Origin of the sequence: Hyunsoonleella ulvae, from assembly GCF_016827605.1 — a bacterium.
GTDB lineage: Bacteria > Bacteroidota > Bacteroidia > Flavobacteriales > Flavobacteriaceae > Jejuia > Jejuia ulvae.
Map to the genome: position 1 here is coordinate 61,623 of NZ_JAEPJQ010000009.1, position 16,164 is coordinate 77,786.

The 16,164-nt window shown below is 32.5% G+C and carries 16 protein-coding genes; 11 read left to right on the forward strand and 5 right to left on the reverse strand.

Annotated features, from left to right (window positions below; translation table 11 throughout):
* Nucleotides 1-3 precede the first annotated feature (3 nt).
* The 5 genes from JS605_RS16850 (at nucleotide 4) to JS605_RS16870 (ending at nucleotide 3,451) form a co-directional block, all read left to right on the forward strand.
* Nucleotides 4-849, forward strand: a complete 846-nt coding sequence (locus JS605_RS16850; protein ID WP_203258899.1) for a DUF4249 domain-containing protein — start codon at nucleotides 4-6, stop codon at nucleotides 847-849.
* A gap of 173 nt (nucleotides 850-1,022) precedes the next feature.
* Entirely contained in the window at nucleotides 1,023-1,592 is a 570-nt protein-coding gene (locus tag JS605_RS16855) for an RNA polymerase sigma factor (RefSeq protein WP_203258900.1), read from the forward strand.
* 5 nt (nucleotides 1,593-1,597) lie between these two features.
* Entirely contained in the window at nucleotides 1,598-1,780 is a 183-nt protein-coding gene (locus JS605_RS16860) for a hypothetical protein (RefSeq protein WP_203258901.1), read from the forward strand.
* Between the two features lie 20 nt (nucleotides 1,781-1,800).
* Nucleotides 1,801-2,616 (forward strand): mechanosensitive ion channel family protein, encoded by an 816-nt coding sequence (locus tag JS605_RS16865; RefSeq protein ID WP_203258902.1) that lies wholly within the window; start codon nucleotides 1,801-1,803, stop codon nucleotides 2,614-2,616.
* A 133-nt stretch (nucleotides 2,617-2,749) separates the two neighbouring features.
* A complete protein-coding gene (locus tag JS605_RS16870) occupies nucleotides 2,750-3,451 on the forward strand; it encodes a hypothetical protein (RefSeq protein WP_203258903.1) in 702 nt (233 codons plus the stop codon).
* Here JS605_RS16870 and JS605_RS16875 read toward each other — a convergent pair.
* Both JS605_RS16875 and JS605_RS16880 read right to left on the reverse strand, forming a co-directional pair.
* Nucleotides 3,448-4,164 (reverse strand): LytR/AlgR family response regulator transcription factor, encoded by a 717-nt coding sequence (locus JS605_RS16875; protein WP_203258904.1) that lies wholly within the window; start codon nucleotides 4,162-4,164, stop codon nucleotides 3,448-3,450. The two genes, JS605_RS16870 and JS605_RS16875, sit on opposite strands and share 4 nt — an antisense overlap.
* Complete coding sequence (locus JS605_RS16880) at nucleotides 4,164-5,171, reverse strand: sensor histidine kinase (RefSeq protein ID WP_239000392.1); 1,008 nt, start codon at nucleotides 5,169-5,171, stop codon at nucleotides 4,164-4,166. The genes JS605_RS16875 and JS605_RS16880 overlap by 1 nt, the downstream gene beginning before the upstream one ends.
* Before the next feature lie 222 nt (nucleotides 5,172-5,393).
* Between JS605_RS16880 and JS605_RS16885 the strand changes: the two genes are divergently transcribed.
* The 3 genes from JS605_RS16885 to JS605_RS16895 all read left to right on the forward strand — a co-directional run bounded on the left by JS605_RS16885 (nucleotide 5,394) and on the right by JS605_RS16895 (nucleotide 9,177).
* Nucleotides 5,394-6,725, forward strand: a complete 1,332-nt coding sequence (locus JS605_RS16885; protein WP_203258906.1) for a serine hydrolase domain-containing protein — start codon at nucleotides 5,394-5,396, stop codon at nucleotides 6,723-6,725.
* Between the two features lie 166 nt (nucleotides 6,726-6,891).
* On the forward strand, nucleotides 6,892-7,140 hold the full coding sequence (locus JS605_RS17595) for a MotA/TolQ/ExbB proton channel family protein (RefSeq protein ID WP_239000393.1): 249 nt from the start codon (nucleotides 6,892-6,894) through the stop codon (nucleotides 7,138-7,140).
* A 234-nt stretch (nucleotides 7,141-7,374) separates the two neighbouring features.
* Nucleotides 7,375-9,177, forward strand: a complete 1,803-nt coding sequence (locus JS605_RS16895; protein ID WP_203258908.1) for an AAA family ATPase — start codon at nucleotides 7,375-7,377, stop codon at nucleotides 9,175-9,177.
* 620 nt (nucleotides 9,178-9,797) lie between these two features.
* On the opposite strand, the gene JS605_RS16900 is transcribed toward JS605_RS16895, so the two are convergent.
* From JS605_RS16900 to JS605_RS16910, 3 genes are all read right to left on the reverse strand, one after another.
* Nucleotides 9,798-10,109: a GIY-YIG nuclease family protein gene (locus JS605_RS16900; RefSeq protein WP_203258909.1), complete on the reverse strand. Its 312-nt coding sequence runs from the start codon at nucleotides 10,107-10,109 to the stop codon at nucleotides 9,798-9,800.
* 380 nt (nucleotides 10,110-10,489) lie between these two features.
* Nucleotides 10,490-11,842: a DEAD/DEAH box helicase gene (locus JS605_RS16905; protein WP_203258910.1), complete on the reverse strand. Its 1,353-nt coding sequence runs from the start codon at nucleotides 11,840-11,842 to the stop codon at nucleotides 10,490-10,492.
* A 42-nt stretch (nucleotides 11,843-11,884) separates the two neighbouring features.
* A complete protein-coding gene (locus tag JS605_RS16910; RefSeq protein WP_203258911.1) occupies nucleotides 11,885-12,775 on the reverse strand; it encodes an aldose 1-epimerase family protein in 891 nt (296 codons plus the stop codon).
* 72 nt (nucleotides 12,776-12,847) lie between these two features.
* Here JS605_RS16910 and pabB point away from each other — a divergent pair, with 72 nt between their 5' ends.
* The 3 genes from pabB to tilS are packed head-to-tail and all read left to right on the forward strand — an operon-like array spanning nucleotide 12,848 to nucleotide 16,121.
* Nucleotides 12,848-14,140: an aminodeoxychorismate synthase component I gene (gene pabB, locus JS605_RS16915; RefSeq protein WP_203258912.1), complete on the forward strand. Its 1,293-nt coding sequence runs from the start codon at nucleotides 12,848-12,850 to the stop codon at nucleotides 14,138-14,140.
* A gap of 22 nt (nucleotides 14,141-14,162) precedes the next feature.
* Nucleotides 14,163-14,801: a hypothetical protein gene (locus JS605_RS16920; RefSeq protein WP_203258913.1), complete on the forward strand. Its 639-nt coding sequence runs from the start codon at nucleotides 14,163-14,165 to the stop codon at nucleotides 14,799-14,801.
* A gap of 3 nt (nucleotides 14,802-14,804) precedes the next feature.
* The gene (gene tilS, locus JS605_RS16925; protein ID WP_203258938.1) at nucleotides 14,805-16,121 is read left to right on the forward strand and encodes a tRNA lysidine(34) synthetase TilS; all 1,317 of its coding nucleotides are present in this window, start codon (nucleotides 14,805-14,807) and stop codon (nucleotides 16,119-16,121) included.
* Nucleotides 16,122-16,164 lie beyond the last annotated feature (43 nt).

Below are 16,164 nucleotides of genomic sequence, written 5' to 3' on the forward strand. Positions count from 1 at the left end.
ATCATGAAGCATTCAATATTTAAAATAGTAGTCTTTATTCTAATTTGTACATTTTCTTGTACTGATGTTGTTGATGTTGATGTGCCAGAGGCACCACCTAGATTAGTTGTAGAAGCTTCGATAGATTGGGAAAAAAATACGCAGGGTAATGAGCAATTTATCAAAATAAGCACGTCTACCCCTTTTTTTGATAACCTTAGCAATACAGCTGTAACAAATGCTTCAGTTAGTGTTACAAATACTACTACTAATGAAGAGTTTCAATTTACACACCAAGGTAATGGTATTTACGGAACATCAACTTTTGTACCTGTACTGAATCAAACTTATACTTTGGAGATCAATCACGAAGGAGAGACTTATGTCGCAGAAGAAACCATGACACCGGTTGTGGACATTGATGAGATAAGTCAAGCAAGAATAGGAGGTTTTAACGATGAAGCCTTGGAAGTTGATATTTATTTTAATGACCCACCAGGAGAGGAGAATTTTTATTTATTCAGGTTTGAAGAAGAAGGAGATTTATTGCCCGAATTATTAGCTATTCCAGATGAGTTTACAGATGGTAATAGAATGAAAGTCTTTTTTGAAAAAGAAGAGGATGAAGATTTGGGCTTTGAAGAGTTTGAGCAAGGGGATGTTGCTCATATTAAATTTCATGGCATTTCTAAACAATACTTTAACTACATAGACTTGTTGATAGATCAATACGAAAATGCAGAAAACCCATTTGGAACCGTTCCAGCAAGGCTAAAAGGTAATGTTCTTAACCCTTCCAATCCAGATAATTACGCTTTCGGATATTTTAGATTAGTGCAAGTAGTAGAGGAAACTTATATATTTCAGTAAAATTTATAGTATTTATATAACAGGTTTTACTTAATTTTTTAGTATGGAAAACGTATGTTTTAATGAGGTTTTTTTTACATGAAATTTTTTTTTCTTTTTTTTGCGGGGCGAGTGACTTTTTAAAAATACAGGGGTCATAAGAATGTCAACTATTATTTAGCTATAAAGCTATTTTGAAAACCCTAGAAGAAATTAGTAATAAATCAGACGAAGATCTGGTAAAAGCAATTGTAGAAACCAATAATACATTGCTTTTCGAGATTCTTTATGATAGATATGCCTCGCTGGTATATAATAAATGTTATGGGTTTGCTAGAGATGAAGATGAAGCAAAAGATTTAACCCAAGATGTATTTTTAAAACTGTTTGTAAAATTGGCTAGTTTTAAAGGGAAGTCTAAATTTTCCACTTGGTTATATGCTTTCACTTATAATCATTGCGTTAATTATGTAACCCGAAATACAGCCAAAAAAATAGAAAAACAATCTGTTGATTATCAAGATATAGAAAATGTGTCTGATCATGAGATTGATGACAAAGAATTTCTTAGCATGCGAGTAGACAAGTTGAAAAAATGTATGGAATTGATATCGCCTGACGAGAAAATGATACTATTGCTAAAGTACCAAGACCATTTAACCATAAAGGAAATTGAGTCGGCATTAGGAATAGGAGAGAGTGCAGTTAAAATGAGAATTAAAAGAGCAAAGGATAAACTTGTACAGGTTTATACCGATAACTAATAACAATGGAAAATCCGTTTAAACAAATAAATCAGCCGCTTAGGGAGGTTCCGCCAGAGTTAAAGTCTAAGGTAATGACAGATATTGCCATAGCGAAGCTTATCATGGATTTAGCGGCATTATTTTCCTATAATTTTAGTCATGTTATAGAAACTGTTATTAGCAAAAGAGATAAAAACAACCAGTAACCAATTATAACCCTTTAACAATGAATTTTATAGTACAACTTAAAGAGTCTTTGCAAAACGTATGGCTAGGTATTGCAGGTTCTGCCCCCAAAATACTTGGGGTTTTGGCACTTATTATCATTATTTTGATAGTGATAAAAGTTTTTACGAATATTTTACGTAAGATCCTTAAAAAAGCCAATGTAGATAAACTTGGAGATAAACTTAATGAGATTGAACTATCTGAAGGAAAAACACTAAATATCAAGTTAGTAGATATCATTGTAAAAATAGTAAAATGGATATCTTACATCATCCTAGTTTCTATAGTTGCAGATATTCTAGAGCTTACCATGGTTTCAGAAGGCCTTAACAGCCTTATAGGTTATTTGCCAAAATTATTTACAGCTTTAGCCATTGTTATCCTTGGATTGTTATTTGCGAATTTTGTAAAAAAGTCGTTGCAGTCCCTATTTGATTCTATGGAACTATCTGGCGGTAAATTTTTAAGTCAGTTGGTGTTTATGTTGCTAATGGTATTAATAACCATAACAGCACTTAATCAAGCAGAAATCAACACAGAAATCATTACGAGTAACATAAAAATGATACTCGCAGCATTCTTACTAGCTTTTGCAATAGCGTTTGGTTTAGGAGCAAGAAATGTAATAGAAAAGTTGTTAAATACCTTCTATACAAGAAAATTATTTGAAATAGGTCAAGTTATAGAATTCAACGATATACGAGGAGAGGTGGAAACAATAAATAGTATATCAGTTACATTAAAAACAAAAACAGGTAAAATAATAGTACCAATTAAAGATATTGTAGAGAGTCAAGTAAGTATTCAGGATTAACTTTAAGTTAGGGTTAAAATTTGGTTGGTTACTTTTCTGAGTAACGAAAACGGCTCTCTACATGACATAATCCCTTTCCATTATTTTGGAAAGGGATTTTTTTGTGATAAATTTGGCTCTACACATTTATTTTATGAGATTCATCTACTTTAGTATAATAACATTTGGGCTGAGTATACCTGTAAAAGCCCAAGCTACGATTCCAGATAATTATAAATTGGTTTACACTCATGATTTTGAGCAACCTCAAGCTATTAATACTCTAGAAACGACTGATAATGACGTTTGGCGTATTTCAAAAGGGAATAATGGTAATTGTATGGAGCTTTTTGGTAAAAGCGAGTATAAACCAGAAGTGAGATCGCCTTTTAATATAGCCGTAATAAAGGAGGTTTTAGTTGGAGATTTTATTTTTGAAATAAAACTAAATCAAAACGGAAGAGAATACCCTCATAGAGATTTATGTTTAGTATTTGGTATTAACAATGCTTCAAATTTTTATTATACACATATAGCGTCTAAAGCTGATGCGCATGCTAATTCTATCTTTATAGTGAACGATGAGCCCAGAAAAAGTATAGCTTCTGAAAGAACTGATGGTACCAATTGGGGGGCAGAAGATTCTTGGCATACCGTTAGAATAGTTAGAAAAACGCAAGAAGGACTTATTGAAATTTATTTTGATGATATGACCAAACCCATAATGACTGCTACAGATACTCATTTTAAATCAGGGTATCTAGGTTTTGGCTCTTTCGATGACACGGGTAAATTTGATGATATCAAGATTTGGGCGCCAAATACTTTAGAACCAAAGACAGGAATATTTAACTAATACTTTTCTAAAACCTCTAAAACGTCCTTTTTATAGGTTCTACTAATTGTTAAAGCTTTGTCATTAATAATAATCTCCTCATTGGTAAAAGAAGTAATATGCTTTAAAGCAATAATGTAAGAACGATGTATTCTTAAAAAACGGTCATTAGGTAATTTAGCTTCAATAGCGCTTATGGTTTCTCGAGTAACAATGGTTTTGTTGGCCAAATGAATTTTTATATAATCACTATAACTTTCAATGTAGATTATAGCTTCGAAATCTATTTTAATCATGCGTCTATCCGCACGCACAAACATAAAATCGTTCGTGTTTGAATGTTCTATTTCAGTGGATACATTATTAGAATAAATATTAAAATAGTTGTTAACTGCTTTAAGTAGTCTATCAAATGAAATAGGTTTCATCAAATAGTCTACCGCTTGCAGCTCAAAACCTTCAACAGCAAAATCCCGATAGGCTGTTGTGAAAATTATTTTTGTATCCTTGTTTATAGATTTGGCAAAAGATATACCTGAGATTTCGGGCATATTAATATCTAAGAATATCAAATCGATGGTATAGGTTCTTAGTACATTAAAAGCTTCAATGGCATTACTGCAGCTTGCAGTAATTTGTATGTTAGGTATTTTGGCCAAATGTGTTGCAATAACCTCTCTTGCAATGGTTTCATCATCTACTATAATACACGATATGTTTTTGCTTTGTGGCATTATTTGGTAATGAGTTTTAAATGTACTTTAAATAATCCATTTGTATTTTCAATATCCAGATGGTGTTTGTCTTTATATAATAAGTTTAATCGTTTCTTTATGTTTTCTAAACCAATACCATTTTCTGATGTAAGACTGGCGTTGGTCGAATTTTCAATTTCAAAAAAGATAGTATCGTTTTTACAAAATAGTTTAATATTAATTTGAAGTGCCCCTTGTTTTAAATTGCCATGTTTAAAACTGTTTTCAATAAATGGAATAAGTAACATAGGGGCGATTTTAGTATCTTCTAAAATATTTTCTGTGTTGAAGTTTACCTGAAGCGTGTCATTGAAGCGCATTTTTTCCAATTCAATATAATCATCAATATGATTAATTTCATCTATTAAAGCCACAAAAGGTTTATCTACCTGATACAACAAATAATCCAGTAAATTGGATAGCTTTAAAATCATCTCCGGTGTTTCATCTGCTTTTTTTAAAGCAAAACCATACATAGTATTTAGGGTGTTGAATAGGAAGTGCGGATGAATCTGCATTTTTAAGTAATTCAACTCTTGATCTTTAAGTTTTAATTGAGTTTCTAAAATCTTGGTTTCTAGTTTTTTCGTGTCCTCAGAGTGTTTTAGATTCAATTTAAGAAGTTTAAAAGCACTAACAACAATAACTACTAAATACACACTAACACCAACAAAAAGTAAACTTTTACTAATAGGAGCCATGTTTGTGTATTGGAAATTTGAGAGATATATCAAGCCATAAAATACAGATATAACGATTAGATATGCCGAAATTATAAAAGCATAAAGACTATAAAGTCCAAATAAAATATAACGTTTAGTAATTAAATAATCAGGTATTATTTTATAGATAAACACATAAGTTGTAGCAATGGTTATAGGCATTAAAAAGAATGAAAAATCCTTAACATAATTGTAGTCACTACTATCAACACCAAAAAAATAGGTGTAAAATAAGAGAATGCCATACCAAAATATGATATGCAAAAGTATCTGTCCTATTTTTTTTAATATGAAACGTTGCGAAAACACAAGTACAATAATAGTGGAAATTTGGTGTATCCAAGAATTTTAGAGACGGATAACCTATTTAGGGCGGAGTTTAACATTTGGTTATATCCACATCTAAAATGGTTGTCTATCTCTTTTCTAATTTTTCAAAGAGTAAGCTGGATAAATTTGCAACTATCAATTATAAAAAGAGTGAACATGAAACATGTACTATTTATTTTCCTTTTCATATTCAATTTATCAAATGCTCAACATAATAAGTTTGATGAATTAGATACTTACCTTGAAACTTTAGCAAGTAAAAATAAATTTATGGGAGCCGTTGCGGTTGCTGTGGATGGGGAGGTTATTTATGAAAAACAGGTGGGGTATGCCCATATTTTAGAAGGTAGCAAGACGCCAATTACAAATGCAACTAAGTTTAGAATAGCTTCTATTACTAAAACCTATACTGCTATTATGATATACCAATTATTTGAAGAAGGTAAATTAAGGTTAACAGATAAGTTGTCACGGTATTTTCCGCAAATACTGAATTCTGAGAATATTACTATTGAAAACATGTTGAACCACAGTAGTGGACTACATGAAGTTGCTAAACACAAAGATTTTAATATATGGATTAGGGAAGAGTCAACCAGAGCGGAGATGTTAGAAAGAATGCTTAAACAATCTAAAGTATTTGAGCCTGGAACTAAGAGCGAATATTCCAATACTAATTTTATTCTTTTGGGATACATTATTGAAGATATAGATAAGAGGAATTATGCAAAATCACTTGAAAAGAGGATAGTTGATAAACTAAACCTGAAAAACACTTATTATGGTGGTAAAATAGATATATCTAATAATGAATGTCATTCCTACAAATTAAATAATGGTATGTATGTACAACAGGAAGAAACTAATATGAGTAATCCAGGTGGAGCAGGAGCCATTGTAGCCACACCTTATGATTTGGTTACATTTTATGATGAAGTATTCTCAGGCAAATTAATATCAGAAAAAAGCCTTGATAATATGATTACAGCGAAATATATTCCTTATGGAAGTGGGATATTTGTTAATGAGCATTCCTTGGGTCATGGAGGAGGTATGGATGGATTTGCCTCTGAGATTTCATATAAACCAAATGAAAAAACAACGGTTTTAGTGCTTTCAAATATGTTGAACTATTCAATTACAGATATTGGAGCTAATGCTTTTTTTGCTAGTCAAAACAAAGACTTATTGAAACTCAAAACCCAAGCAAAGGCTATAGAGCTAACAGCAGAACAAGTATTGAAATGTACAGGGAATTATGGAGGTGTGCAAGGTAAGGAGAAAAAGCCATTTACATTTACTTTTATAGCAAATGGTAATGTACTAAAAGGAGGGCCAAACCCAGAAACGTTGTTCGATTTAAAAGCTATTGCGTACAATGAATTTGTACATGAAAATTTTGGGATTCATTTCAAGTTTGATTTGGAAAATAAAACTTTAATCTTTACTCAGGCAGGAGAATCCCATACTTTAACTAAAAAACAATAAATTTATAACTATGTATATTATTTTTTTATTAGTATTCACTGAGGCTTCTTCGCAATTAGTAAAACGTTTTATGGAGGGAGGCTCCTTTTTTATGTCACTTATTTTAATATGTCTTTTGCTGACACTAGCCTTTGTAATTATAGCATTTATAAACCTTAAAAGAGATTTGAGTAAATCCAAAAAAATGACAGGATTGGCTTCGGATGTTAGTATTCTAGGATTAGTAATAGGGTTTTTAGGCTCAATAATAGGCATGATTGCCGCTTTTGATGCCGTAAATGCTGTTGGGGATATAAGCTCGGGTACGATGGCGGCAGGACTAAAAGTATCATTTTTAACAACTGTGTTTGGTGCGGTTACTTTTATATTACCAAGAATTGGCATTATTATTTTAAAAGTATTACAGAAAAACTAATGGCGTTAATATAATTTCATCAATCAATTAACTTTAAAACCTCTTTTCTCCCGATAGTTATCGGGATTGAAAAGGGATTTTTTTGTTAATAACTGTTTACAATTAAGTATAAGTACTTATTGATTTTTAAGTGAGAAAATTCTAGCTTCGCTTACCTGTGCTGAGCTTGTTTCAGTATCGACTGATATAAGTCATTAAAACGACGTCGTATCATTAAAGTTAGGCGCAATACGAATGAAACTGCATAGATTTAAAATACAAGGATTTAAGCGACTAGAGGATATAGAAATTTATCTTGAAGATGCCACATTCTTAATTGGACAAAATAATTCTGGAAAGAGTTCAATACTGAAAGCCATTGGTGTTTTGCTTTCGGCAACCAAAACATTACCAAGTTCAGATTATTACTCGGTTGTTGACGAAGAAACTGGAGAAACAAAACCTCAAACAACCAAAGTTATTTTTGAAGCTGAATTTAGAAACTTACCCGAAGAATCAAAGACTTGGAGAGGATTTAAAGGAAGAATTTTTGAGTACGAAAGTGAAACAGAAACAGGTCTTTCAGTAACATACAAAAAAACCTATGAATTAGGTAAAGATGTGGTAATCGAGTTTAAATCAAAAATACGAAACCTAAAAGCCGAATTTGAAGACTGTAAAAAGCCACAAGATTATATAGATAAGGGAATTTTGGAGGAAGTTATTTCCGAGTTTTTTCCAGAATTGGATAAGAACGTTGGTAAGAGCAAAGGAGCGTTAGAAAAATTAGAGCAACTTGATGAAATATGGGATATAGTTGACGAAGATACTTGGTTTCAAAATCCAGGTGGAATACCTGGTAATGTTTTAAAAATGTTACCAAGATTTTTACTAATTCCTGTTGACACTTCTATGAATGAAATACAAGGGAATACGTCAGGTGTTTTAGGTAAAACATTAAACGAACTTTTTCAAGTAGTAAGAGAAAACTCTGATAATTTCAAAAACGCTCAAGAACATTTAGAAAAACTTGCAAAGGAATTAGACCCAGAAGATGACACGTCGGAATTTGGTAAAATGATGACTGATTTAAATTCAGTTTTGACAAAAGTATTTCCTGAATCTCAATTACACGCGACTACAGACTTAAGCGACCCAAATAAAGCGTTGAAACCAAGCTTTAATATTGAAATGTCGAGTAATATAAAAACATCAGTCGAAAATCAAGGAACAGGTATGGTTCGAGCTGCGGTTTTTGGAATGTTACGCTTTAGACAAAAATGGCTATCTGACAGAGAAGATGAACATAATCGCTCACTAATTATTTGTTTCGAAGAACCTGAAATTTATTTACATCCAAGTGCTGCAAATCAAATGAGAGATGCTATTTATGAATTAAGCAGTTCGAATTCTCAAATCGTGGCATCAACTCATTCACCATTTTTAATTGATATTTCAAGAAAACCAAAGCAAGTATTGAACAGACTTATACGAAATAAAAAGTCAGTTAAAAGCAGTACATTTTCAGTATCAAATGCGTTTTTAGAACTACAAGAAGATGATAAGTCATATGTCAAAATGCTTCTAAAGATTGATGATTATATTTCTAGAGCATTTTATACCAATAATGTCATTATAATTGAAGGAGACACAGAAGATATTTTAATAAGAGAGTCTTTAGCAAGATTGCCTAAAGAAAAGTATTTGAGAATTATTTCAAACTTTGAGGTATTAAAAGCCAGAGGAAAAGCAGCTATTATTGGTTTAGTAAAATATTTAACATCTATGGGCATTAAACCAATTGTAGTTCACGATAGAGATAATGGAATTAAAGGAGCAGTAAAGTTTAATCAACCCATTAAAGATGCTGTAGGCACAAATGGTAGAATAGTTGAGATGTACGAAAATGTCGAAGATGAAATCGGATATCAAGCGAATTACGAAAAGCCATTCAAAGCTTTTGAGCAGACTCAAATTTGGGGAGAAAATTGGGAAGATATTCCAGAAAATTGGCGGCATAAAATGATTGAGATTTTCGGTAGTTACATTTCAGAATAAGTACTGCCCCTCGCTACCGCTAGTTTCCAACCAATGGTATTTCGAGTAAGTAAAAAATTCGCAAAGACTCAACCTCAAATAATCTAAAACTGATTTTAGTATGCAGGTGTGTTAGTTAGAAAGACGTGTATTAAAAAACAGGCTAGCATTTGAATTGTGCAATAGATTCCTGCCTGCACAGGAATGACAACGTTGTGTTTATTTGCAATAGAGGAATTTATGGTAATAGGTAAACAAAATTAGAGTTTTGTTATATCTAAAAAGGAAAATTGTTATTATTTGTCATTCCTGCGCATGCAGGAATCCAAAATAAGATCATTCAATTAAATACGTCCAATCCGCAGATAAATCATTCCAATTGGAGTTGTCTTCTTCAATTAAATTAATTTTCCATTGACGTTCCCTTTTTTATATTTTTTTAGTGCTTCATAACGTCCTATTATACATTGAGTTTTTATGATAAAAAATAGATTCCTGCCTTCGCAGGAATGACAACGTTGTGTTTATTTGAAATAGAGGAATTTATAGTAATAGGTAAACAAAATTAGAGTTTTGTTATAACTAAAAAACCAAATTGTTATTGTCTGTCATTCCTACTCAGGCAGGAATCCACAATAAGATCATTCAATCAAATAGGTCCAATCCGCAGATAAATCATTCCAATTAGGATTCTCTTCTTCAATTAAGTTTATTTTCCATTGACGTTTCCATTTTTTCATATTTTTTTCACGCTTTATGGCATCATTCACATATTGGTAAGATTCAAAATACATGAGTTTATCTAATCCGTATTTTGAAGTAAAACCCTCAACGAGTTTGTTTTTGTGTTCAAACATTCTGCGTTCTAAGTCATTTGTAACACCAATGTATAAGGTTCCGTTCTTTTTGTTTGAAAGTATATATAGGTAGTATTGGTGTATGTTTTTGTGCATTTTGTTTAATAAAGATGGATTCCTGCCTTCGCAGGAATGACAGTATGGTACTTAGTTAAAGTAATAAATAAGTTTTAAGGTACATAAGTTAAAATTATGTTTTTATTTATTATCGAGTTTTTTAGTAAAGTGGATTCCTGCCTTACTGAAACGAGTTCAGCACATGTCGCAGGAATGACAGCGTTGTTCTGGGGTAATTAGCTTTAAGGTAATAGGTATGTTAGAATTAATGCTTTTTGTTACATCTCAAAAATTAAGTTGTTGTTGTATGTCATTCCTGCGGAGGCAGGAATCCATAGCCAAACTTAAATATCAAAGAAAACTAAAACGTTGAATGTTAAAAACGTAAACCACTGCAAACTGTAACTGAACACTGCGACTTACTTCCTCTTATTCCGTTTATTATAATTTTTATCCCCTCTCGTTTTAGGCTTTTTATATTTTTTAGCAATTTCCCTACGGTATTTTCCGCCTAAGTTCTCCTTTTGGTTTTTAGCTTTCTTTTCATGAAACGCTGGTCCAGGAGCGTCTTCATCCCTTCGCTTTGTTGGGTTGTTGCGTTCTCTTATTTGTGGGCGTTCCTCTTCAATCAATTCTGTAGAAATCTCGACAACATCAGGTAGTTCTATAACAGGGATTTTCATTCCCATTAACTGTTCAATATTGTTAATCGCTTCCTGTTCTTTTTCAGTAGAAAACACCAATGCTTTTCCTTCGCGTTCAGCACGACCTGTTCTACCGATACGGTGCATGTAATTCTCAGGATAATCGGGAGTATCAAAATTTATGACATGACTAACATTGTCAATATCCAAACCACGTGCCATCACATCGGTTGCAATCAAAATACGATTATGACCTTCTTTAAATTGCTCAATACTCCGTAAACGGTAATTTTGAGTTTTGTTGGAGTGGATCACACACAATTCTTCTTTAAAATAGTCGTCTAGTTTTTCAAATAAACGATCCGCTATGCGTTTAAAAGCTACAAAAACCAACACTTTATTAAACGTGTCTTCATTGTGTAACAAATGCACTAATAAGTTAAGTTTTGTGTAGAAGTTGGGCACATTATATCGGTGTTGCGCAATATTATCTAAAGGTGTACCGGAAACAGCAATAGAAACCCGCTCTGGGTTTCTAAAGAAATCTGTAATCAAGGCATCAACATCCTGTGTCATCGTTGCTGAAAACATGATGTTTTGTCGACGTTCAGGCAGAATATCAAAAATATTAATCAATTGATGTCTAAACCCTAAATCTAGCATCACATCTACTTCATCAATGACCAATTTTTGAATGGATTTTAATTGCAATACACGACTCACAGCCAAATCATACAAACGCCCTGGAGTTGCCACAATAATATCTAATCCCTGAGCTACAGCCTGTTTTTGGGTATTAATATTGGTGCCGCCATAAACCCCCAACACACGATTGTTAATGTATTTGGATAGTTTTTCAATCTCTTCAACCACTTGCACTACTAATTCGCGAGTAGGAACCAAAACCAATACACGCGGATTATCCTGCTTAGAAAATTTTAAGTTGCGTAAAATAGGCAACATGTAAGCAAAAGTTTTTCCCGTACCAGTTTGGGCTATCCCAACAACGTCTCTACCAGAGGCCACTACGCTAAAGGCTTCAGCCTGGATAGGCGTTGGGGTAGTAAAACCCAAATCATCTAAGGCGTTGTAAAGTGGTGTATTAAGGTTTAAGTCTTGAAACGTCACAGTGTTGCTATTTGTGGACAAAGTTAGCCTTAATTATTTAGTTTATACTAAATGCGTGTTATCTATTTCTATAGTGTATGAGGCTTTAAAGATTTCGTTTTTTGGAAGGGCTATGATACCTTCTTTGGTTTTAAAATCTTGATTGGTGTTTACAGCATCGGCAATACCAAGCCAAGGCTCAATACATACATAATTACCGGTAGGTTTTGCCCAAATACCTAAATAGTTAAAATCAGGATAACTTACCGATAAGATTGTACCACGAGTTTTGCTTTTTAGAGTAACTTTTCTAGATTTTAAATCCTTAAATATTAGAGCATCAGCTTCAAATAACTCATGTGTAAGCCTTAGTATATTGGAATTATTGAGCATTAACTTTGTGTCATCTGAAATCATACCATTAGACATATCAATCAAATGGATTTTAGAGGTTTCGGGTTGTTCAAATTCCAAATAATAATCTTCGTATGTTTCGCCTTCAAACACTGGGCATTTAAAAGCAGGATGTCCTCCAAGAGAAAAATAGATAGTTTTATCATCGCTATTTTTAATAGTATGCTGTACTTTAATGTTGTTATCAATCAATTTAAATGTGATTTGAAATTCAAATTTAAACGGATATATCTTTAAAGTATCTGTGTTATATATTAATGCAAAGGTTAGGCTATTTTCGGTATGCTCTATCAATGTAATAGCCTTATTATGTCTTATAAAACCATGTTTTGGTAAAGTATATGTATTACCCTCAAAATTGTAGATGTTGTTTTTTAAAGCACCAATAATAGGGAATAAGTTAGGGGCAAAACTACCCCAAACACTAGGGTTGGCATCCCACATAAATTGAGTATTATGTTTTAGGCTGCTAATTTCGCAAAGTTCAGCACCTATGTTTTTTACTGCTATTTTAAGCTTGTCGTTTTTAATTGAAACCATCATAAAGGTATTTTGTACAAAAGTCTTAATTTTTTAAGGATTCTAAGTAACTTTGCTTTTTAATACTTTTTATTGAGGACAAATTACATTCATAAATTAGAAAGCCCTAAAATATTTAAGCAACAATTATTGATTTGGGCACAGCAGTTTGACGATGTAGTTTGGTTAGATTCCAATAACTACGCACAAAAATATACAAGTTACGATGCGGTTTTAGCAGTAGATGCCTTTACCAGCATTCAAACCGATTATAAAGATAGTTTTGAAAAATTAAAAGAATACCAAACCACTACAAACGATTGGGTGTTTGGTTATCTCACTTATGATTTAAAAAACGATATAGAGGCTTTAAACTCTAAAAATTACGATGGCTTAGGGTTTCCTGATCTGTATTTTTTTCAACCTAAAAAGTTGTTTTTGATTAAAGGGAATCAGGTAACCATTCAGTATTTAAACTATGTAGATGATGAACTTCAAACAGATCTAAAGGTTATTGGCAAATGTGGGCAATCGCAACGCAGTAATCTATGTAGCGATGTTAAAATAAAACTACGAATTCATAAAGATGAGTATTTTAAAAAAGTCAATAAAATTCTAGAACATATCCATCGAGGCGATATTTATGAGGCTAATTTTTGTCAGGAGTTTTATGCTGAGAGGACATGCATTAATCCCCTGGAAACTTATCAGAATCTCAATGCTATTTCAAATCCGCCGTTCGCCTCATTTGTTAAACAATACGATAAATATGTGTTATGCGCTTCGCCAGAGCGTTATATAAAAAAGGAAGCACAAACCGTTATTTCTCAGCCTATAAAAGGCACATCAAAACGCGCTAAAAATCCTGAAGAAGATAAGCAACTAAAAGAAGCCCTAGCGAATGATGAAAAAGAGCGTAGCGAAAACATCATGATAGTAGATTTGGTGCGCAACGATCTCTCAAAAACTGCTTTAAAAGGTAGTGTTAAGGTTGAAGAGTTATGCAAAATTTATACTTTTGATCAAGTACATCAAATGATTTCTACAGTCACTTCAAAAGTAACACCAGAAACACATCCTGTAGATATTTTAAAAACCACATTTCCCATGGGAAGTATGACAGGAGCGCCCAAGATTTCAGCGATGCATATCATTGAGGATATAGAAGAAACTAAACGAGCTATATACTCTGGTGCGATAGGTTATTTTACGCCAAATGGTAATTTTGATTTTAATGTAGTGATTCGTAGTATATTATATAACAGCACGAAACAATATATTTCTTACTCTGTAGGAGGTGCTATTACAGCTAAAAGTAACCCCCTTAAAGAATACGAGGAATGTTTAGTAAAAGCCAAGGCCATGCGTGAGGTTTTGGAAAAATAAAAGAATAACTTTTAATTTAATTATGAGAAAAATAGTATACGTTGTAATAGTTTTTTTATTTGCTTTTGGATGTAAAAAGGAAGTAAATGTCCCAGAGTCTTTTGATTATGGTAAAATTGAAAATAACACATATAAAAACATGTTTTTTCAATTTAGTTTTCCTGTTAAATCAGATTGGTATGTTCTTGATAATGAGGAAAATGAAAGACTTCATAAGCTCGGTACAGAGATCGCTACGGGAGAAAATGAAAAATTAAGAAAAAGTTTGGAAGCTTCAGATATTAATCTGGCAAAACTATTTACTGCATTTAGAGAAGCACCAGGAACCAATGTAGCATTTAATCCTTCTATAATAGTAAATGCTGAAAATCTCAAAAATGCTTTTGGGGTAAAAACTAATGAAGATTATTTGGAGGTTTCTAAAAAGCTTTTATTACAAACAGCAATGCAAATAAATTTTATAGAAGAAAAGAAAAGTATAAAAATAGGCTCTCAGGATTTTGTTTATGTGCGTTTAGAAAATACCTTTAATGAGATAGTTGTTACGCAAGACTACTATATAACGACCAAGAATAATTTTGCACTTATATTTATATTGTCTTATGTTGATGATACAGGCAAAAATGAGGTTTACGAGATGTTTGATAAACTGAAAATCTAGACTATCAAAAATATATTTGTAAAACATATCAATACACGATTATCCTTTTTAACAGAAAGTAAACTACTCATAGCCTTTTCTGGAGGAATAGATAGTGTGGTGTTAACACACCTTTGTCATCACGCGGGGTTACGTATTTCTTTAGCGCACTGCAATTTCAATTTAAGAGGTGCCGAAAGTGATACTGATGAAGACTTTGTTGTAGAACTTGCTAAAAATTTAGAAGTAGAAGTATTTACCCAGCGGTTTGATACCGAAAAATATGCACAGCATAACAAACGCTCCATACAAATGGCAGCGCGGGAACTGCGTTACAATTGGTTTACAGAATTAGCAGACCAATTAAAATTCGACTATATTTTAACAGCGCACCACGCCGATGATAATTTAGAAACCTTTTTAATCAACTTTACGCGTGGTACAGGATTGGAAGGCTTAACAGGAATACCAGAAATTAATGGCAAATTTGTGCGTCCGCTATTGCCATTCTCAAGTGATGAAATTGCAAGCTACGCCAAGGCGCAAAACATCAATTGGCGAGACGATAGTAGTAACGCATCAGTTAAATACCTTCGTAATAAGCTAAGGCATCAAGTCGTACCAATTCTTAAAGAAATCAATCCAAGTTTATTGCAGAGTTTTCAAACCACTCTAGAAAATTTAAACGATACTGCAGATATTGTTGAAGAAAGCACTAATGCTGTATTAAAGCGTGCTATCGAAACCATGAACGAGCATTTTATAACCTTTAAAATTTCAGAATTTAAAAAGGTAAATAATCCCAAAGCTTATATGTTCGAGGTCTTTAAAAGCTTTGGTTTTACCCAATGGAATGATTTGGTAGATTTATTGGATGCCGAAACAGGAAAACAAGTATTCTCCAATACACATCGGCTTATAAAAAACAGAGATCAGTTATTATTAAGTCCGTTTAAAGGCGCAGAAACGCCAAATACTATTAGTGTCTTAGAAGATGAAACACAAAAGGAAACCCCATTTGGAATATTGTATTTTGATGTGGTAAATAAAATTTCAAAAACTCAGCAAAACGTAGTTTACGTAGATAAGGATACCTTAAAATACCCTTTACTGTTAAGGAAAAAGAAAGAAGGCGATATATTTTATCCCTTAGGGATGAAAGGTAAAAAGAAGGTAAGCAAGTATTTTAAAGACGAAAAATTGTCACTCCTAGATAAAGAAAACACATGGTTACTGTGTACCGATGATGATGCTATTGTTTGGGTAGTTGGTAGGCGAGCCGATGAGCGTTATAAAGTGACTAAAAATACAAAGCTGATACTTAAAATTCAATTAGATTAACTGTTACAATTAACGAATCAGGACGCTACACAAAAAATAATAA